The sequence below is a fragment of the Burkholderia sp. BCC1640 genome (assembly GCF_902833125.1).
In the GTDB taxonomy this organism is placed as follows: Bacteria; Pseudomonadota; Gammaproteobacteria; order Burkholderiales; family Burkholderiaceae; genus Burkholderia; species Burkholderia diffusa.
The window spans coordinates 36,899-56,704 of sequence record NZ_CADFEF010000036.1; the positions used below are offsets into that span (position 1 = coordinate 36,899).

Sequence of the window (19,806 nt, forward strand, 5' to 3'; positions counted from 1 at the left end):
GCCCTTGTCATTCGAACGTCAACGCGCCCTGACGGGCCGCTGCGTCACACGTCGAACTTCACGCCCTGCGCCAACGGCAGCTGACGGCTGTAGTTGATCGTGTTCGTCGCACGGCGCATGTACGCCTTCCACGCATCCGAACCCGACTCGCGGCCGCCGCCCGTTTCCTTCTCGCCGCCGAACGCGCCGCCGATCTCCGCGCCGCTCGTGCCGATGTTCACGTTGACGATCCCGCAATCGCTGCCCGCCGCCGACATGAACTGCTCGGCCTCGCGCATGTCGTTCGTGAAGATCGCCGACGACAGGCCCTGCGGCACCGCGTTGTGCACGTCGATCGCGTCTTCGAAGTCGTCGTAGACCATCACGTAGAGAATCGGCGCGAACGTCTCGCGCTCGACCACCGCCGATTGCTTCGGCATCCGTACGATGGCCGGACGCACGTAGTACGCATCCGCGTGACCGACATCGATGCGCTCGCCGCCCTTCACTTCGCCGCCCTGCTCGCGTGCGTCGGCCAGCGCCTTCTGCATCGCGTCGAACGACGCACGGTCGACCAGCGGGCCGACCAGCGTGCCTTCTTCAAGCGGGTTGCCGACCTTCACCGACGCATAGGCCTTCTCGATGCGCGGCAGCAGCTGGTCGACGACGCTTCGGTGCACGATCAGGCGGCGCAGCGTCGTGCAACGCTGGCCGGCCGTGCCGACCGCCGCGAACGTGACGGCGCGCACCACGAGGTCGAGGTCGGCGCTCGGCGCGACGATCATCCCGTTGTTGCCGCCAAGTTCGAGGATGCCGCGCGCGAGACGCTGGCTCAGCACCTTCGCGACTTCCGTGCCCATCCGCACGCTGCCGGTCGCGCTGATGACCGGCACCTTCTTCGACGACGTCAGCACCTCGCCGACGTCGCGCATGCCGAGCACGAGCTGGCTCAGGCCTTCCGGCGCGACGCCCGGATGCGTCTTGTCGAATTCGCGCAGCGCCTTGGCGAGCAGCTGGTGACATGCGATCGCGGTGAGCGGCGTCTTTTCCGACGGCTTCCACACGACCGGATCGCCGCACACGAACGCGAGCGCCGCATTCCACGCCCACACCGCGACCGGGAAGTTGAACGCCGAGATCACGCCGCACACGCCGATCGGGTGCCACGTTTCCATCATCCGGTGGCCCGGGCGCTCGGACGCGATGGTCAGGCCGTAAAGCTGACGCGACAGGCCGACCGCGAAGTCGCAGATGTCGATCATTTCCTGCACTTCGCCGAGCCCTTCCGACGTGATCTTGCCGGCTTCGAGCGTGACGAGGCGGCCGAGCTCGGCCTTGTGCTCGCGCAGCACGTTGCCGAACACGCGCACGAGCTCGCCGCGCACCGGCGCCGGCACCGTGCGCCACTTGAGGAATGCGTCGTGCGCGGCGTCGATCTTGCGCTCGGCGTCGGCGGGCGAGTCAACCGCCAGCGTCGCGAGCGTCGCGCCGTCGAGCGGCGAACGCGCGGTCAGCGCATTGCCTTTCCACTGGGCGAGATCGATGTCGAGCGCAGCAAGAATGTCGTTGAATTGCATCACTTCCTCTTCAGGGACAGATTGATCGGTGCGGCGGCGACGCCGCCCGCGTGATTCGATTGGAGCGCGTTCGCGCGCCCTGTGCAAGCGGATGCGCAGCTCGGCGGGCCCGGTGCGCCGCCTGGCGCATCGCGCGGCGCCGCCGCCGGAAACCCGGCCTGACGGCACGCCCCGGCCTCGCGAGGCACGATCCATGAGACACATTGTCGATGGCCACAAGTCGGGCCGCTATTGATATTAACTCACGACTTCATTCCCAAAACGCAACACCTCGGCAGGACTGATCCGCCCGTTTCGACGCCGGCATGTGACGTATCCAGGGCCGATGGCCGGGCCGCCCGACCCGATTGCGCCGCGCCACAAGTTGATGACAAAGCCGCATTACCCTGTGCGGAAATATCGTTTGCCGCGCATGCGGCCGGCACACACAATCGGGGCGGCGTCGACGAGGTGCACGGCACCCGGCGCGCCGACGGCCGCCCAGCGGCAGCCGGACGACAGACGAAGACGACACGCGTCGCGCACCGCGGCACCGGTAAATCCGGTCGATCCGGTGGATCCGGATCAAGCCCGCGAAGCAGTGCCGCCGACCGCCGGCCGGCCGCCGGCGCGTCGCCCTTCGTCACCAAAAAACAATCCCGGAGACAGCGCCCAGCACCCGCCATGCATTCAGATGCCCGCCCCGACTCGCCCCGTCCGTCCGGCTCGCCGCCCGCGAAGCCGTCCCTCCACCGCGCGCTGCAGGCGCGCCATCTGCGGATGATCGCGATCGGCGGCTCGATCGGCACGGGCCTGTTCGTCGCGTCCGGCGCGTCGATCTCGCAAGCCGGCCCCGGCGGCGCGATGCTCGCGTACATGCTGATCGGCCTGATGGTCTACTTCCTGATGACGAGCCTCGGCGAAATGGCCGCGTTCATGCCGGTGTCGGGGTCGTTCGCGACCTACGGCGCGAAATTCGTCGACGAGGGCTTTGGTTTCGCGCTCGGCTGGAATTACTGGTACAGCTGGGCGGTGACGCTTGCGGTCGAACTCGTCGCCGCGCAGCTCGTGATGCACTACTGGTTTCCGCACGTGCCGGGCGTCTGGTGGAGCGCGATCTTCCTCACGCTGATCTTCGCGCTCAACGCGCTGTCGGTGCGCGGTTTCGGCGAAGCCGAATACTGGTTCGCGCTGATCAAGGTGCTGACGGTGCTCGCGTTCGTTGGCGTCGGCCTGCTGATGATCTTCGGGATCATGCAAGGCGGCCCGAGCGCGGGCTGGGGCAACTTCACGATCGGCGACGCGCCCTTCGCGGGCGGTTGGGCGACGATGCTTGGCGTCGCGATGATCGCGGGCTTCTCGTTCCAGGGCACCGAAATGATCGGCGTCGCGGCCGGCGAATCGGAGAACCCGCGCACGACGATCCCGCGCGCGGTCAGCCAGATCTTCTGGCGCATCCTGCTGTTCTACGTGTTCGCGATCTTCGTGATCGGCGTGCTGATTCCATACACGGACCCGAGCCTGCTGAAGAGCGACGTGACCGACGTCGGCGTGAGCCCGTTCACGCTCGTGTTCCGCCATGCGGGCCTCGCGTTCGCCGCCGGCGTGATGAACGCGGTGATCCTGACGGCCGTGCTGTCGGCCGGCAACTCCGGCATGTACGCGTCGACGCGGATGCTCTACAACCTCGCGGTCGAAGGCCGCGCGCCGAAGCTGTTCGCGAAGCTGTCCGCCGGCGGCGTGCCGCGCAATGCGCTGTACGCGACGACCGCCGTCGGCGCGCTGTGCTTCCTCACGTCGCTGTACGGCGACAAGACGGTGTACCTGTGGCTGCTGAACACATCGGGCATGGCCGGTTTCATCACGTGGCTCGGCATCGCGGTCAGCCATTACCGGTTCCGCAAGGGCTTCCTGAAGCAGGGCTTTCGGCTCGACCAGTTGCCATACCGGTCGAAGTGGTTTCCGCTCGGCCCGCTGTTCGCATTCGCGTTGTGCGCCATCGTCGCGCTCGGCCAGGACTACCAGGCGTTCCTCGCCGACAGGATCGACTGGGCCGGCATCGCCGCGACCTACATCGGCCTGCCGTTCTTCCTCGCGATCTGGCTCGGCTACGCGCTGGTGCGCAAATGCCGCCTCGTCCGCTACGAGGACATGGAGATCGCACCGTGGATCGAGCGCAACGCGATGCCCGAGGCGACGGTAAAGGCCGATGCCGGCTATCCGGCCTACGTCGCCGCCCCGGCCAACCCGACGCCGGGCGCCTGACGCCCGGTCGCGCAACGGCCGCCGCCCGATCGCCGCGGCCGTTGCACTGAAAACCCCATTCGACGCGGCGCGCGCGTTCAGGCAAGATCGACGCGCGCCGTCCGTTTTTCCGCCGTTACGAATCCCCGAAAACGCATGCAGAACTTCTACGAAGCCACCGTTACCCGCCAGCCCTACCCGCAACTGACCGGCACGATCGACACGCAGGTCTGCATCGTCGGCGGCGGCCTCGCCGGCCTGTGCACGGCGCTCGGCCTCGTCGAGCGCGGCGTGCGGGACGTCGTCGTGCTCGACGGCGAGCGGGTCGGCTTCGGCGCATCGGGCCGCAACGGCGGCTTCGTGTTCGGCGGCTACAGCCTCGACAACGCGGACCTGCTGCGCACGCTCGGCCGCGACGAAGGCCGCCGCCTGTACCGGCTCACCGTCGATGCGGTCGACCTGATCCGCGCGCGGATCGCCCGCTACGGAATCGACTGCGACATCGTCGACGAGGGCGTGATGCTCGCGAACTGGTTCGACGATCCATCGCGGCTCGACGGCGTGCGCACGCTGATGAAGCAGGAATTCAACGTCGACTGGGAACCGGTCGCGACCGACGCGCTGCGCGCGCGGCTGAAGACGCAGCGCTATTACGGCGGCCTGTTCGAGCCGAACGCGTTCCACTTTCATCCGCTCAAGTACGTGCTCGGCGTCGCGGCGGCCGCATCGCGCGGCGGCGCGCGCGTGTTCGAACGCTCGGCCGCGCTCGGCATCGCGCGCGAAGGCGCCGGCTACGTCGTGCGCACGGCGCAGGGCACGGTGCGCGCGAAGGACGTCGTGTTCGCCGGCGGCGGTTACGCGCGCGGCGTGTCGCCGCGCATCGAGCGCGCGGTGCTGCCGATCGCGACTTACGTGATCGCGACCGAACCGCTCGGCACGCGCCTGCCGGACGCGATCGACGCGCCGTACGCGATCTACGACACGCGCTTCGCGTTCGACTACTACCGCCCGCTGAAGGACACGCGCATTCTGTGGGGCGGCCGGATCTCGGTGCTCGACCGCGGCCCCGACGCGATCGCGCGGCTGCTGCGACGCGACCTGCTGCGCGTGTATCCGCAGCTCGAAGGCGTGAAGGTCGAATACGCCTGGGGCGGGCTGATGAGCTACGCGCGGCACAAGATGCCGCAGATCGGCCGTGACGCGGACGGCGTGTGGCACGCGATCGCATTCGGCGGTCACGGGATGGCGCCCACCACCGTCGCCGGCGAAGCGCTCGCCGCCGCGCTTGCCGGCGAGCGGCCCGTGCCGGAAGGCTTTGCCGCGTTCGGGCTCACGCGCACGTTCGGGCTCGCGGGCCTCGCCGCCGCGCAGCTCACGTACACCGCGTACCAGGCCCGCGACGCGCTCGCGTCGTGCCGGCGCTGAGCGGCGTCAGCAGCCGAAACCGCCCGGCCGATTAGAGCGAAAGGTCGGCCGGGCGGGCATTTCCCGCATGCTAGAATGGTTTCTTCATGCCGCCGCGAACTCACAACAAAGTCACATGAAAGCTGGAAGCAAGGCCGCCACGTCCGAAAGCCGCGCGCTTGCGACCGATGCGCGGCGCAAATACGATCCCGAGCAAACCAAGCGCAACATCCTCGACGTCGCCACGCAGGAGTTTTCCGCGATGGGCCTCGCCGGTGCGCGCGTCGACGCGATCGCCGAGCGCACGAACACGACGAAGCGGATGCTCTACTACTACTTCGAAAGCAAGGAAGGCCTGTACGAGGCCGTGCTGGAGAAGGTGTACGGCGACATCCGCGCGCTCGAGCAGGAACTGCACGTCGGCGACATGGAGCCGCGCGAAGGCATGCGCCGGCTCGTCGAATTCACGTTCGACTATCACGACAAGCATCGCGACTTCGTCCGCCTCGTGTCGATCGAGAACATCCACGGCGCGAAGTATCTCGAACAGCTGAAGTCGTTCAAGAACCGCAACGTCAGCATCATCAAGACGCTCGAGGAACTGCTCGAGCGCGGTGCGGCGAGCGGCGCCTTCCGCAAGGACATCGACGCGTTCGACCTGCATCTGCTGATCAGCTCGTTCTGCTTCCACCGCGTGTCGAACCGTTATACGTTCGGCGCCGCGTTCGGCCGCGATCCGTCGGCGCCGCGGCTGCGCGCGCGACATCGCGAGACGATCACCGACTCCGTGCTGCGCTACGTCGCCGCGTAGGCACACCGCGCGATTCCGCCCGAAGGCCGGCTGGCGATCACGCCACTCGCCGTCCGGCACATCTCCCGAACGTCGCCGCGCCGCGTGCAACCGGCATGAGCCGGACGCACGCGGCACGCTCATTCAGGCCGCCTCACGCCGCGCGTGCGTCGCGGGCGAGTCCGTCGGCACGGTCGACGCCAGCGCGATCCGCGCCTTCTCTTCCGGGCTTCCCGCCACGTAATATTTCTTCGCCCAGCTCGAATCCGGCGCGAGCGCGAGTTGCCGATGCGCACCGGCGCCATGCCGTTTCGTCTCGATCGACAGCGCCCGCGCGCGGTAGTGCTCGTAGAGCCGCAGGAATTCCGCGAGATAGATCGCCGCGATCCGCGTGTCGCGAATCTCGAGCAGGTTCTCGTCGTTGTATTGCTCGGAGTTGCGGCTCATGTTCGCCGAGCCCGTATAGACGATCGGGTTCGCGCCTTCCGCATCGATCACGATGAACTTGTGGTGGATCACGACCGGCGGATACGCCGGCGCCGGCTCGCCCGGAAAGAGGCGCAGCTCCGGCTCGAAACCCTTCGGCACCGTCGCCGGCGAAAAATACGCGGCATCGATCACGTCGCGCCGATCGCGCTGGCGATGATAAAGCTCGAGGTTCGCGAGCGTCGCCGCATCGAGCGACTGCCCGTCGTGCTGCGCGGCATCGGCCTTCGTCGCGCTGCCGACGTTGATGCGGTTCACCAGGCCGAACATCATCAGGCCGCGATCGCCGGCTGCAAAGCATGCGTCGCGCAGCGCAGCGTCGGTCGGCATGAACAGGCAGAACGACACCGAATGCTTCGCGGCCGCGATCGCGGCGACGATCGTATCGATCTCGGTGCGCTGCCCCGCCGGCTCCGGCGAAAACGCGACGCGCACCTGCGCGCTGCCGATCGTCATCGGCGCCGACCAGCCCGCCGACAACTTCGCCGTCTCCGCGATCGGCGGATTCGCGGCCAGCGCGTGCGCACGCGCGTTGTACAGCGCCGCGAGCGCCGGCGAATCGAATGCGTGCAGCACGTTCGCCTGCTCCGTCAGCCCTTCGGTCGTGAAGTTCGCGGAACCGGTCAGCACGCGCGCGGGCGTCACCGCGGTTGCCACATTTGCCGGTGCGTCGGTCACGATGAACTTGTCGTGCATGATGTGCGTCTGGTCGCGCGGCGCGAGCGTCGCGAGGCCCTGCAGCGCGTCGACGGCCGGCTGGTTCGGCGACGGCAGCGGCGGCTTGCCCTTGCGCGCGGTCGTGTGCGCGTCGTAGACGATCGCGAGCGACGCTTCGCCGTGCCGCCGTCCGAACGCCTCGAAAGCGGGCAGCGCCCACAGCGTGTCCGTCAGGTGATAGACGGCCGACACCGCGCGCGACGCGGGGTCGAGCATCGCCGCGAACACCTGCTCCATGTCGTTCGCGAGCCACGTGCGCAGCTTCAGTGCCTGGTCCGCGCTCGGCGCGGCATCCGGCGCGAGACCCAGTGCCGCGACCTGCTTCGCGAACGCCTGCGAGCTGACGACCGCACGGTTGAACCACGTGCCGACACCGTCCACGACGTGCGCGGGCAGCACGACATCGCACACGCCGGCCTCCGCATCGAGCACCTGCAGGTGCTCCGGCGTGCCGACGACCGGATAGACGTCATAGCGGAACGACGCGTCGCGGTCCTGCGGATCGATGCGCGCGTCCCACCACATGAATTTCTGGATCGGCGCCTGGTCGGTCGGTGCGTCGCCCTGCGTGTCGGCGGCCGGGCCGTCGAACGTGAGCCGGTTCGGCAGCCAGCTGTTCGGCGCCCGCGTCTTGCCGTCGGCCGACCAGAAGCCCGGCGTACGCCGGATCGCGAAGCCGAGGAAGTCCGTGCGCGATGCCGCATCGGGCCAGTCGAAGGCAAGCAGGACGAGGGTCGGGGAAAGATAACTGCGTACGCTGACGGTCATTCGTTGCTCCTGCCGGACGGGCCGGTCGAGATGAATGAGTCAGTGTTGACGGTGGTTCTTCCCGCGCGATGACGGTTCGATGAACCTTGTATGTCGGACCCGCGTCAGTCGCACACGAGCAGCTCGATGCCGCGTGCGGTCAGCGCGCGGCGCACGGCCTTGTCCGGCGCGCGCTCGGTGACGAGGTAGCGCGCGGCCGATGTGCCGTTGATCCGCACTGGCGTCACGCGGCCGAACTTCGAATGGTCGGCGACGATGATCGCCGTGCCGGCCGCCGCGATCATCCGGCTGCGCACTTCGGCGGCGAGCCGCGAATAGTCGGTGCAGTCGCCGTCCGACGTGATGCCGCCCGCGCCGACGAACGCGAAATCGACATGGTATTGCGCGAGCTGCTGGATCGTATCGAGCCCGAACGTCGCGTCCTCGTCGTCGGACAGTTCGCCGCCGAGCAGCGTCACGCGATTGCCGTTGCGCCGCGCGAGCACGAATGCCGTGCGCCAGTCGTTCGTGTAGATCGACAGCCGGTGCCGGTCGGCCAGCGCGAGCGCGACCGCATGCGGCGTGCTGCCCGAGTCGATCAGCACCGATGCGTCGTCGGGTACGAATTCGGCCGCGCGTCGCCCGATCGTGCGCTTCGCTTCGGCGTTCGCCGCTTCACGCTCGGACAGGCTCGGCTCGCGGCGGTCCGCCGCCAGCGCGCCGCCGTGCGTCATCACGAGCAGGCCGCGCGCCGCGAGCGCATTCAGATCGCGCCGGATCGTCTCGCGCGATACGTCGAGCGAGCGCACGAGTTCGGCGACCGACAGCGCGCCCGATCGTCCGAGCTCCGACAGAATGTATTGATGACGTTGTTCCGCCAGCATCGCAATGCGCCCGAGGCGACTGGTAATGGGTAAGCCGACCATTGTATTACGGCCGTTTGACCGCCATTTGACGGCGGCGCGGCTGGCGGTCGGCGCGTTTCACGAAAGCGAAATTCTGTATTGCCCGATGCGCGCGAATCGGCACGGCAAGCGGTTGCTACACTCTGCGTTTCGCCGAACGACAGACCATCAAGGGGCTTGCGCAATGTATCGCAAAGGCAGTGTGCTCGAAATCCAGTTTTCGCCAGAACGACTCAACGACGGCGCGGGCGATCCGTACTGGATCGACCTGACGCTCGACGAGGCGCGCCGGCTGTACGAACAGCTCGCCGCGCGCTTCGCGACCGACGCTCGCGCAAACCAGCCGCTCGACACGTTCTCGCTCGACTGATCCTCCGTCCTTTCCGCGCGCCACGGCGCGCTTTCATGCCGCAGCACCTTCATCTGGCCGGCCGGTAACGGAATGGCCGCCGCGCTCGCGCCACAGGCGAATGCAAAATCCGACAAGACGGCGGCTCCGGTTCCGCCGATACTGGCCGACTTCACGATTCGTCCGGCCGTATCGCGGCCCGCCATGCATGTTTAACTCGCTCGTCGCCGCGGCTTTCGTCGCGCTGTGGTCCACCGGCTTCATCGTCGCCCGGGCAATCAAGCCGTACGCCGATCCGAACCTGTTCCTGCTCGCGCGTTTCGCCGGCACGGCCGTGCTGTTCGGCGCGGTGGCGCTCGCCGCGCGCGCGCCGTGGCCGGCCCGCCGCGAATGGCCGCGCCACCTGATCGCGGGCGCGCTGCTGCAAGGCGTCTATCTCGGCGCCAGCTACTGGGCCGTCGCGCAGGGACTGAATGCGGGCGTGATGGCGTTGCTCGGCGCGCTGCAGCCGCTCGCCACCGCCGTGCTCGCGGTGCCGCTGTTCAATGAGCGCCTGCCCGCGCGCGGCTGGCTCGGGATGGCGCTCGGCCTCGCCGGCGTCGCGCTCGTGCTCGCGCCGAAAGTGGCGGGCGGCGTCGCGCCGCTGCCGGGCGCTGCGCCCGCGTGGTTCGTCGTGGCCGTGTCGATCCTGTCGGTCGGCTCGATCACCGCCGGCTCGCTGTATCAGAAGGGCAAGCTCGCGCAGAACGACCTGCGCACGGCCGTCGCCGTGCAGAACCTGGGCGCGGCGATCGTCGCGGCGGTCTTCGTCGTGCTGCTGCACGAAACGCGCTGGATCGGCGCGCCGGCGCTGTGGATCTCGCTCGTGTGGGGCATCGTGCTCCTGTCCGGCGGCGCGGTCACGATGCTGATGTGGATGCTGCGGCGCGGCAACGCCGCGCGCGCGACGTCGTTGCTGTTCCTCGCGCCGCCGCTCGCCGCGCTGCAGGGCTACTTGCTGTTCGGCGAAACGCTCGCGGCCGTCCAGCTCGCCGGCTTCGGGCTCGCGTTGGTGGGCGTCGTGCTCGCGCGGCGCTGACGCGGGCGAGCGGAAGCAGAGAGCATCCTCACCGCGCCCCTTTCATGCATCGAAACGAGGCATCCGCGTGCACGCCGGAGCCCGCCGCCCCGCGCGCTGCCCCATGACGATGCAACGCGTCTCGCCGATGCAACGCGCGGCCGCCGGATCGCATGCCCGGCGCGGCGTCGGGCTGCGATTGCGCTTATGATGAGCGCCTTGCATTTCGTTCCGGAACCACCCTCCATGACATCCGCCGATTACGCCAGCCGCCAACGCGCGATCATTGCCGAACTGAACGTCGCCCCGCAATTCGACGTCGATGCCGAAATCGCCCGCCGCGTCGACTTCCTCGCGCAGTACCTTCGTTCGACCGGCTTGCGGACCTACGTGCTCGGCATCAGCGGCGGCGTCGATTCGTCGACGGCCGGGCGGCTCGCGCAACTGGCGGTCGAACGGCTGCGCGCCGACGGCTACGACGCCTGCTTCATCGCGATGCGCTTGCCGAACGGCGTGCAGAACGACGAAGCCGATGCGCAGCGCGCGCTCGCGTTCGTGCGCGCGGACGAAACGTTCACGGTCGACGTGAAGCCGGCCGCCGACGCGATGCTCGCATCGCTCGTCGCCTCCGGCCACGCGTTCGAAAACCCGGCACAGCAGGATTTCGTGCACGGCAACATCAAGGCACGCGAGCGCATGATCGCGCAGTATGCGGTCGCCGGCGCGCGGCGCGGCATCGTGATCGGCACCGACCACGCGGCCGAATCGCTGATGGGTTTCTTCACGAAGTTCGGCGACGGCGGCGCGGACGTACTGCCGCTCGCCGGCCTGAGCAAGCGCCGCGTGCGTGCGGTCGCCCGCGCGCTGGGCGGCGACGAACTGATCGTGATGAAGGTGCCGACGGCCGACCTCGAGGAACTGCGTCCGCTGCGCCCCGACGAGCACGCGTATGGCGTCACCTACGACGAGATCGACGATTTCCTCGAAGGCAAACCCGTGGCCGACAGCGTGTACGAAACGGTGCTGCGCTTCTACGACGGCTCGCGCCACAAGCGCGCGCTGCCGTACACGCCGTTCGACTGGCCGGCCGCGTAAGCCGGCCCCGTCGCCGCCGCACCATGCCGTGCCGCGCGAACCTCGCGGTTACGCGCGGCACATGCACGACGGGCGACGCTACGCGTGCCCGCCCGTCTTCTTCGCCTGCAGTGCACGAATCCGCATCCGCGCGCCCGTATCGCTGACCGTCGCGTCGTACATCGTCGCGAGATCGCGCTTGAGCGCGGTGCGCGAACCGCCGTCGAGATACACCATGTGCCCCGACGGATAAAAGCGCGCGGACAGGTTCTGCCGCACCTTCTGATCCTCGAGCGGCATCTGCTGCAGGTCGATCACGGTCTGGTAGAACGGCGTGACGAAATCGTAGAGGCCGTTCGCCGACAGCACCTTCAGGTCGACGTTCAGCGCCATCACCGCGGCGAGATCGCCGGCCGTATAGAGGATCACGTTCCCCTTCGCATCGATGCCCTGCTGCGCGCCGGTCGGATCGATGTGGCTGAAGTCCCAGTTCTGGAACGCCTGGTCGTTCAGGTCCGTGAACGCGGAATTCGACGTGAACTTCAACTGCTCGTTCAGGTAGCTGTTCCACATCGCCGTGTAGACGCCGGTCACGGCCGTCATCGTCGGATCGTTGCCGCCCGAGTTCGGATCGATCTTGCCGGCGATGCCCGACGAGATCCCGGTCACGCGGCCGTCGTACGACCCGAGCGCCAGCCCCTGCGCGTGCAGCAGCGTCGTCAGGAACAGCGAATTGCCACGCGCGTCGTAGCCCGCGATGTCGAGCCCCCAGGTCTGCAGCGTCGCGGCGTCGATGCCCGTGTAGTCCGACAGCTTTCGCACGGCGGCCGGATCGGCATGCGGCACGTTGCGCAATGCGGTCAGGTAATCGGTACGCGCGAACTGCGCGACTTCCTCGACGAACGTGCCGAGATCGGTCGGCGCGGGCGTGACGCCGAGCTTCTTGTGATACCACGCGTCGGCCGCGGCGGTCGGCAGCGCGCCGACCGGGTTGCCGGCCTGCCGGTAGTCGAGGATCGACGACTGCAGCGTGACGCCGTTCAGGTCGACGCCGTCCTCGTGCAACTTGTACGCGAGCACGCAGCTGCGCGCGGTGCCGTACGACTCGCCGAACAGGTATTTCGGCGAATTCCAGCGGTTGTTCTTCGTCAGGTAGCGCTTGATGAACTGCTTCAGCGAATTCGCATCCTGGTCGACGCCCCAGAAATTGCGGTTCTTGTTCGGCGCGACGGCCGCCGAATAGCCGGTGCCGACCGGGTTGATGAACACCAGGTCGCTGTGGTCGATCATGCTGTCCGGATTGTCTTCCATCTGGTACGGCGCGGGCGGCGTGAATCCCGGCATCGAGGTCTTGATGCGCTTCGGCGCGAACGAGCCGAGCAGCACGAACACCGACGATGACCCGGGCCCGCCGTTGTAGAAGAACGTGACGGGCCTCGTCTCCTCCTTCGCGCCGTCGGCCGTGAACGCGACGTAGAAGATCTTCGCGGCCGGCAGCGAACTGCTCGGGTCGACCGTCACGAGATGGCCGGCCGTCGCCGTGTACGCGATGCGCTTGCCGTCGATCAGGATCGTATGGTGCGTGATCGCGGCCGCTTCGGTCGTGTCGGTGACCGAGTCGTCGGGGCCGTTGCCGTACGCGACCGGATCGAAGAACGGCTGGTCGCGGCCGTGGCTCAGCGCGACCGGATTGATGGTCGGCGGCACGCCATGCGAATTGTGGTCGCCGTGATGCAGCGGATACACGCCGCCGGAGGATGCGGAATCGATGCCCATCGTGCTGCTCCTGGAGGTGAAAAAAGACGCGGGCAGGAAACCCGCGTCGCGTGGAAAGGCCGGTGCCGGCGTGTCAGCTCGACGGCTTGCGCCCGAGGATTGCCGCGAGTTTCGCGCCGTCGGGGCTACCGAGGCCCGTGCATGCATCCCAGCCGGACGCGGCTGCATAGGTGCCGTTCGAGCCTTTGGTGATGTCGCGCAGCGCGCCCGGATTCTTGTACAGCGCCGGATTGATCCAGCCGGCCGATGCGCCCGCCGCCGCGTTGATCCGTGCGATCAGCGCGGCCCACAACGGCGCGACGGCGCTCGTGCCGCCCATCACCGCGGGCGTGCCCGCGATCGACACCTCGTAGCCCGTCTGCGGCGATGCATCGCCGGCGACGTCCGGCACGCCGCGCTTCGCGAGCGGCACGCTGCAGCCGTCGGCAAGCGCAACCTTCAATCCTTGCTGCCATGCCGGCAGGTCGAACAGCGTGCTGACGCCGCCGCCGCCCGCGCCGCCACCGGACGCCTCGTCGTTCCACGTGACCTCGCCGCGGATACCCTGCCCGGGCAGCGCATCGAGCTGCGTGCCGCCGCAGCCGAGCACGTACGGGCTCGACGCGGGGAAGTCGACGTGATCGGTGCCGTCCTGCAACCCGTCGCCCGAGCCGCTGTCGCCCGACGCCGCGCACACGGTGATGCCCTGCGCGGCGGCCGCCTGCAACACACGGTTGAACGCCTGCGCCGACTGCGCCTGCCAGATCGCTTCCGGCCCGCCCCAGCTGATCGAAATCACCGACGGTCTGTTGGTCTTGTCGGTGACGGCCGCGTTGACGGCCTGGATGAAGCCTGCGTCGCTGTTCGGCGCGAAATAGACCGCGATCTTCGCGGCCGGCGCGATCGCACCGGCGATCTCGATGTCGAGCGCGACTTCACCGTCCGGGCCGTTCGCGTCGCCGGTCGGCGCGTTGCGGCCGGTGCCGACGTTGACGTCGACGAGCGTCGGCGGCGTGTCGATGCCGAGCCCGCGGAAATACTGCTGGATATCGGCCGCGCGATAGCCGCCGCCGAGTTCGACGATCGCGATGCACTGCCCGGCGCCGTCGCCGGCCGGAAAACCGTACAGCGACGCGAGCTGGACCGGCGTGAACGTGACGCTCGTGGCGCCGCGCGCCGGCCTGAACGGCGGACGCAGCCGGAAGTGCGGCCGCGCCTGCGGGCGGCTGTCGAGGCCGAGCACGGCCGTGACGGCGTCGCCGAGCTCGTCCGGCAGCGCGATCGGGCCCGAGCGGCCGCGGTACTGACCGATCGAACGATGCTCGAAACGCTCGAGCTTCACGCTGAATGCCGCTTCGAACTGCTGGATCGTGCCCGACAGCACGACGACGCTTTCGACCGGATCGACGCGATCGACCGTCAACTGATGACGACGCGCGAAGTCCTCGGTCTTGCGGATGTCGTCGGAATGGGCGGAGAAACGCTGCGCGAAGGCTTCGCGCGACAGCGGTTTCGCCTGTGCGTCGCCGGTGGCGAGCTGGTGGACCAACGTATCGAGTTGCCCTTCTTCCTGCCGCCGCAACATGATCGTGACGTGGATGCGTTCTGCCGGATCGCACGGGCCGAGGCACTTGGACTCGGGGACGATTCGGGGTTCACGGTCGGCGTGAAGATGCCTTGCCATGTTCTGACCCTCCTTGGTACCGCGTTGCACGGAACAGCCAGGAAATCGGACATAGCCGGCGGAAGTCGGTTCCGTTCGGTCAGTCGGTTCGCGAATGCGCGAAGTTAAAGGGAGTTTAGATCAGTCAGACGATTTGCGCGCACGCCCTTCTGCGGCGGGGCATGGGCGCGAAGGCCGGCATTGCACGCGGCCTCCGTCGATCGTCGTATCGCTGTCGCGCGGCCCGTCGACCCGCACGGCAGCGATACGACGATGCGGCTCAATCCATCGACAGCCGCAGCGCGAACCCGATCAGCGCAGCGGAAAACGTCCAGCGCTGGACCGTCTGCGCGAGCGGATGCGCGCGCATCCACGCCGCGATGCGCGACGCGCCGAACACGCATGCGAGGTCGAAGCACACGCCGGCCGCGACCAGCAGCGCGCCGAGCTCGAACATCTGCCACACGACGGGCCCGGCCTCGGGCCGCACGAACTGCGGCAGCAGCACCGAGCAGAACAGCAGCGCCTTCGGATTCAGCAGGTTCGTCAGCAGCCCCTTGAAGAAAGACTGCCGCAGTTCGTCCGAGGCCGCCTCGTCGCCGTCGCCGAGTGCGAACACCGGCGAGCGGAACACCTGGATCGCGACGTACGCGAGATAAAGCGCGCCGCCGTAACGGATCGCTTCGTACAGCCACGGCGCGCTGCGGATCAGCGCCGCGACGCCGCACGCGGAGAGTGTCACGTGCGCGGTGCGTGACAGCGAAAGGCCGGCCGCCGCCGCCAAGCCCGGGCGCACGCCGCGGCCGATGCTGGTCTGCAGCACGAGCGCCATGTCGGGCCCGGGCACCGCGTAGATGGCCGCCAGCGCGGCGAGATAAATCAACAGCAAATGCGTGGAAATCATGGTCTGCCCCGTCCTTCAATGACGATATGTTGCCGCTGGAGGTGGAGGGATTATTGGCCATCTTTGGCTCAGGATTGGCGCTCCATAGCGGAATCCGCCACAATCATGGGATCCAGACACGGATTCCGCCAACATGACCGAACTCGACAAAACCGATCGCGCGATTCTCGCTGCGGTGCAGCGCGACGGCCGCCTGCCGATCGCGCGCCTCGCCGATTCCGTCGGCCTGTCCGAAACGCCGTGCGCGCGGCGCCTGAAACGTCTCGAAAACGACGGCTACATCGAGCGCTACCGCGCGCAGCTGTCACGCCAGGCGCTCGGCTTCGGCGTCGTCGCGTTCGTGCTCGTGCGGTTCGCGACGCACGACCGCAAGGTCGCCGACCGGTTCGAACGGGAAGTGCTCGGCATCGAGCGGATCCTCGCGTGCCACAACGTCGCGGGCACGGCCGACTACCTGCTGCAGGTGGTCGCGCGCGATCTCGACGACTACGGCACGTTCCTGCGCGACTCGCTGCGGATGCTGCCGGGCGTCACGTCGATCGAATCGGCGCTGTCGCTACGGGAGGTGAAGCATGACGCGGGGTTGCCGGTGCCGTGACGCAGGCCGCGGCCCGCTCCGGCGTGACATTCGTCCACAGTGCCGGCGTTGCCCGGCCGCACGCGGGTTCACACGATGTCGGGCGACTGGTGCGCGCGCTCGAGATCCTCGAGAAACGCTTCGACGAGCGGATCGCCGCGCCCGTCGCGCGCCACGACCATATGGAACGTGACCTCGTAATGCAGCCGATCCGGGCTGAGCGGCGCGAGGAGCCCTTGCGCGACATACGGCGCCGCGAAGTGCTGCGGCAGATAGCCGAGGTGATGGCCTGACAGGATCAGCAGCGCGACCGCCTCCATGTTGTCGGCGGTCGCGGTCACGCGATCGGGCGTGGTCGACATCTGCGCCTCCGGCAGCGGATACGAGCGCCAGGCCCATTCGAATCCCGCGACGTCGGCTGGCGTCAGCGCGCCGGCGCGTTCGAACAGCGGATGGCCGCGGCCGCAGTATGCGACCTGCCGCTCGATGAACAGCGGCGTGTAGTGCAGCGTCGGCACGCGATGCCAGAAGTAGCCGACCGCGATCTGGATCTCGCCGCTCAGCAGTTTTTCCTCGAGATCGCCCGGCGCGCGCACCGAAATCGAGAAGCGCACGGCCTGGTCGCGCGTGCGGAACGCGGCGATCGCCTCCGCGATCCGCGCGTTCTGGCTGACCGGCGTATGGCCGATCAGGCCGATATTCAGCGTACCGACGAGTTGGCGGTCCATGTGACGCGCGGCCATCCCGAATTCGTCGAGCGCGGCGAGCAGCTTGCGGCTCATCGCGTGGAACCGCTCGCCCTTCGGCGTGAGCCGGAAGCCGCTGCGGCCGCGCTCGCAGAGCCGGTAGCCGAGCCGCGTCTCGAGCGACGACAGTTGCGCGCTGATCGTCGACTGGCCGACGTTCAGCATCGCCTGCGCGGCCGACACGCCGCCCGCGTCCGTGACCGCGAGAAACACGCGGATCAACCGCAGATCGAGGGTCGACAGATTCCCCAGCACGCTATTCCCCTTCCATACATCGATGAAAATCGATGTTTACGTCGATATCTTCGCATTCTTCTTTCCGGTCGGACGCGTAAAACTATGCGCCAGGCCGCGTCGAATGATACGGCAACCCCACATCGGAAGAGACAAGCCCATGAACGACCACACCCATTTCCAGCCGCTCGGCGGCAATGAAATGCCGCGCAGCGGCGGCATCGCGACGATGATGCGCCTGCCGCACGTGGCGAGCGCCGCCGGCCTCGACGCGTGTTTCGTCGGCGTGCCGTTCGACCTCGGCACCTCCAATCGCACCGGCGCACGCTTCGGCCCGCGCCAGATCCGCACGGAATCGGTGCTGCTGCGCCCGTACAACATGGCCACGCGCGCCGCGCCGTTCGATTCGCTTCAGATCGCCGACATCGGCGACGTCGCGATCAACCCGTACAACCTGCACGATTCCATCGCGCGCATCGAGACCGCGTACGACGCGATTCTCGCGCACGACTGCAAGCCGATCACGCTCGGCGGCGACCACACGATCGCGCTGCCGATCCTGCGCGCGATCCACCGCAAGCACGGCAAGGTTGCATTGATCCACGTCGATGCACACGCCGACGTGAACGATACGATGATGGGCGAAAAGATCGCGCACGGCACGCCGTTCCGCCGCGCGGTCGAGGAAGGCCTGCTGCACGGCGACAAGGTCACGCAGATCGGCCTGCGCGGCACCGGCTACGCAGCCGAGGATTTCGACTGGTGTCGCGAGCAGGGCTTTCGCGTGGTCCAGGCCGAGGAATGCTGGAACAAGTCGCTCGCCCCGCTGATGGAAGAAGTGCGCGCGCGCATCGGCGACACGCCCGTCTACATCAGCTTCGACATCGACGGCATCGATCCGGCCTACGCGCCGGGCACCGGCACGCCGGAAATCGCGGGCCTCACGGTGCCGCAGGCGCTCGAGATCATCCGCGGCGCGAAAGGGCTGAACATCGTCGGTTGCGATCTCGTCGAAGTCGCGCCGCCGTACGACCCGTTCGGCACCACGGCCCTGCTCGGCGCGAACCTCGCCTACGAGTTGCTGTGCGTGCTGCCCGGCGTCGCGTACCGCGACTGATCCCGGCGCACGGCCTATTCCAAATCAGAGGATTCCAGAGGAGCACATAACAGATGGGGACTGCCATCAAGCAACCGAAGCGGGCGGCGCTCGCTTCATTCGTCGGCACCACGATCGAATGGTACGACTTCTATAGCTACGCGACCGCCGCCGCCATCGTGTTCGGCCCGCTGTTCTTTCCCGGCGAAAGCCGTTTCGTCAGCCTGCTCGCGTCGTTCGGCTCGTTCGCGGTCGGCTTCTTCGCGCGGCCGCTCGGCGGCGTGATGTTCGGCTATCTCGGCGACCGCTTCGGCCGCAAGCGCTCGCTGCTCGCGACGCTGATGCTGATGGCCGTGTCGACGGTCGCGATCGGCCTGCTGCCGACCCATGCGCAGGCCGGCGTGATCGCACCGATCCTGCTGGTTCTGATGCGCGTGCTGCAAGGCATCGCGGTCGGCGGCGAATGGGGCGGCGCGGTGCTGCTCGCCGGCGAGCATGCGCCCGAAGGCAAGCGCACGTTCTTCGCGTCGTTCGCGCAGCTCGGCAGCGCGAGCGGCCTGATCCTGTCGATGCTCGCGTTCGGCGCGATCAGCACGCTGTCGAAGGACGACATGATGAGCTGGGGCTGGCGCGTGCCGTTCCTCGCGAGCGCCGTGCTGCTGGCGGTCGGCTTCGTGATCCGCGCGAGCGTGTCCGAGTCGCCCGAGTTCGAGGAAGTCAGGAAGAGCGGCAACACCGCGCAGAACCCGGTGCGCGAGGCGCTCAAGTACTGGCCGCTGCTGCTGCTCGCGATCGGCGCGAACGTGTACGGAATCGCCGGCGTGTATTTCAGCAACATCTTCATGATCAGCTACGCGACGCAGTTCCTGTCGCTCGACCGGTCGATGGTGCTGCATTGCATGACGATCGTCGCTGTGCTGCAGTTCGTCGTGCAGCTCGCCGCCGCGTTCATCGCGCAACGCTTCGGCACGACGCGCGTGTTGCTGATCACCGGCGCCTGGGCCGCGATCGTGCCGTTCGTGATGCTGCCGCTCGTGCACATGGGCACGCCGTTGTCGATCACGGTCGGCGTCGGCCTCGCGACGCTCGCGGAATCGGGCTACTACTCGGTGGTCGCGGGTTTCGTCAGCGGCATCTTCATCGCGCGCATCCGCTACACGGCGATCTCGATCGCGTACCAGGTGTGCGGTGCGATCGCCGGCGGCCTCACGCCGCTCGTCGCCACGCTGATCGCACAGAACACCGCGCCGCAATGGTGGCCGCTCGCGATTCAGTACACGAGCGCCGCCGTGCTGTCGTCGGTGTGCGTGTGGCTGATCTCGCGCCGCGTCAGCATCGACGATGCCGGCGCGCCCGGCAAGGCGGACGAAGCGTTGCCGCGCGGCGCACGCACCGCGTAACCCCACGCAACGGGCAGGCGACATCGCCTGCCCGTTTGCATGGGCGTACCGCGGTACGCCGCAACGTCCCCAAACGCTCATCGCGACATGCGGGCCGCCGTTTATGCCGCCCGATCGTCGATC

16 protein-coding genes are annotated in these 19,806 nt (G+C 68.0%); 9 read left to right on the forward strand and 7 right to left on the reverse strand.

Going from position 1 to position 19,806, the window contains the following annotated elements; translation table 11 throughout:
• Nucleotides 1-44: 44 nt before the first annotated feature.
• Nucleotides 45-1,556: an aldehyde dehydrogenase family protein gene (locus tag HWX25_RS28865; protein ID WP_059532606.1), complete on the reverse strand. Its 1,512-nt coding sequence runs from the start codon at nt 1,554-1,556 to the stop codon at nt 45-47.
• Nucleotides 1,557-2,219: 663 nt separating this feature from the next.
• Here HWX25_RS28865 and HWX25_RS28870 point away from each other — a divergent pair.
• The 3 genes from HWX25_RS28870 (at nt 2,220) to HWX25_RS28880 (ending at nt 5,994) form a co-directional block, all read left to right on the forward strand.
• Nucleotides 2,220-3,800: an amino acid permease gene (locus HWX25_RS28870; protein ID WP_175911866.1), complete on the forward strand. Its 1,581-nt coding sequence runs from the start codon at nt 2,220-2,222 to the stop codon at nt 3,798-3,800.
• A gap of 135 nt (nt 3,801-3,935) precedes the next feature.
• On the forward strand, nt 3,936-5,204 hold the full coding sequence (locus HWX25_RS28875) for an FAD-binding oxidoreductase (RefSeq protein WP_059691633.1): 1,269 nt from the start codon (nt 3,936-3,938) through the stop codon (nt 5,202-5,204).
• A gap of 115 nt (nt 5,205-5,319) precedes the next feature.
• On the forward strand, nt 5,320-5,994 hold the full coding sequence (locus HWX25_RS28880; protein ID WP_059464545.1) for a TetR family transcriptional regulator: 675 nt from the start codon (nt 5,320-5,322) through the stop codon (nt 5,992-5,994).
• A 123-nt stretch (nt 5,995-6,117) separates the two neighbouring features.
• On the opposite strand, the gene HWX25_RS28885 is transcribed toward HWX25_RS28880, so the two are convergent.
• Together HWX25_RS28885 and HWX25_RS28890 are read right to left on the reverse strand one after the other, a co-directional pair.
• On the reverse strand, nt 6,118-7,944 hold the full coding sequence (locus HWX25_RS28885) for a phospholipase D-like domain-containing protein (RefSeq protein ID WP_175911868.1): 1,827 nt from the start codon (nt 7,942-7,944) through the stop codon (nt 6,118-6,120).
• A 104-nt stretch (nt 7,945-8,048) separates the two neighbouring features.
• Nucleotides 8,049-8,807 (reverse strand): DeoR/GlpR family DNA-binding transcription regulator, encoded by a 759-nt coding sequence (locus HWX25_RS28890; protein WP_059532616.1) that lies wholly within the window; start codon nt 8,805-8,807, stop codon nt 8,049-8,051.
• A 205-nt stretch (nt 8,808-9,012) separates the two neighbouring features.
• On the opposite strand from HWX25_RS28890, the gene HWX25_RS28900 reads away from it, so the two are divergent.
• The 3 genes from HWX25_RS28900 to nadE all read left to right on the forward strand — a co-directional run bounded on the left by HWX25_RS28900 (nt 9,013) and on the right by nadE (nt 11,329).
• Entirely contained in the window at nt 9,013-9,198 is a 186-nt protein-coding gene (locus HWX25_RS28900) for a hypothetical protein (protein ID WP_006752380.1), read from the forward strand.
• Between the two features lie 187 nt (nt 9,199-9,385).
• Entirely contained in the window at nt 9,386-10,255 is an 870-nt protein-coding gene (locus HWX25_RS28905; RefSeq protein ID WP_175911870.1) for a DMT family transporter, read from the forward strand.
• 225 nt (nt 10,256-10,480) lie between these two features.
• Nucleotides 10,481-11,329 (forward strand): ammonia-dependent NAD(+) synthetase, encoded by an 849-nt coding sequence (nadE, locus tag HWX25_RS28910; protein WP_175911872.1) that lies wholly within the window; start codon nt 10,481-10,483, stop codon nt 11,327-11,329.
• A 78-nt stretch (nt 11,330-11,407) separates the two neighbouring features.
• On the opposite strand, the gene HWX25_RS28915 is transcribed toward nadE, so the two are convergent.
• From HWX25_RS28915 to HWX25_RS28925, 3 genes are all read right to left on the reverse strand, one after another.
• On the reverse strand, nt 11,408-13,084 hold the full coding sequence (locus HWX25_RS28915) for a peptidase S1 (RefSeq protein WP_175911874.1): 1,677 nt from the start codon (nt 13,082-13,084) through the stop codon (nt 11,408-11,410).
• 73 nt (nt 13,085-13,157) lie between these two features.
• The gene (locus HWX25_RS28920) at nt 13,158-14,747 is read right to left on the reverse strand and encodes a S53 family peptidase (RefSeq protein WP_175911876.1); all 1,590 of its coding nucleotides are present in this window, start codon (nt 14,745-14,747) and stop codon (nt 13,158-13,160) included.
• 259 nt (nt 14,748-15,006) lie between these two features.
• A complete protein-coding gene (locus HWX25_RS28925; RefSeq protein WP_175911878.1) occupies nt 15,007-15,630 on the reverse strand; it encodes a LysE family translocator in 624 nt (207 codons plus the stop codon).
• 133 nt (nt 15,631-15,763) lie between these two features.
• Between HWX25_RS28925 and HWX25_RS28930 the strand changes: the two genes are divergently transcribed.
• Nucleotides 15,764-16,228 (forward strand): Lrp/AsnC family transcriptional regulator, encoded by a 465-nt coding sequence (locus tag HWX25_RS28930; protein ID WP_044848788.1) that lies wholly within the window; start codon nt 15,764-15,766, stop codon nt 16,226-16,228.
• A 68-nt stretch (nt 16,229-16,296) separates the two neighbouring features.
• Here HWX25_RS28930 and HWX25_RS28935 read toward each other — a convergent pair whose 3' ends face one another.
• Nucleotides 16,297-17,208, reverse strand: a complete 912-nt coding sequence (locus HWX25_RS28935) for a LysR family transcriptional regulator (RefSeq protein ID WP_175911879.1) — start codon at nt 17,206-17,208, stop codon at nt 16,297-16,299.
• Between the two features lie 139 nt (nt 17,209-17,347).
• Between HWX25_RS28935 and speB the strand changes: the two genes are divergently transcribed.
• Nucleotides 17,348-18,304 (forward strand): agmatinase, encoded by a 957-nt coding sequence (gene speB, locus HWX25_RS28940; RefSeq protein WP_059464555.1) that lies wholly within the window; start codon nt 17,348-17,350, stop codon nt 18,302-18,304.
• A gap of 53 nt (nt 18,305-18,357) precedes the next feature.
• Nucleotides 18,358-19,683: an MFS transporter gene (locus tag HWX25_RS28945; RefSeq protein WP_059464556.1), complete on the forward strand. Its 1,326-nt coding sequence runs from the start codon at nt 18,358-18,360 to the stop codon at nt 19,681-19,683.
• Nucleotides 19,684-19,806 lie beyond the last annotated feature (123 nt).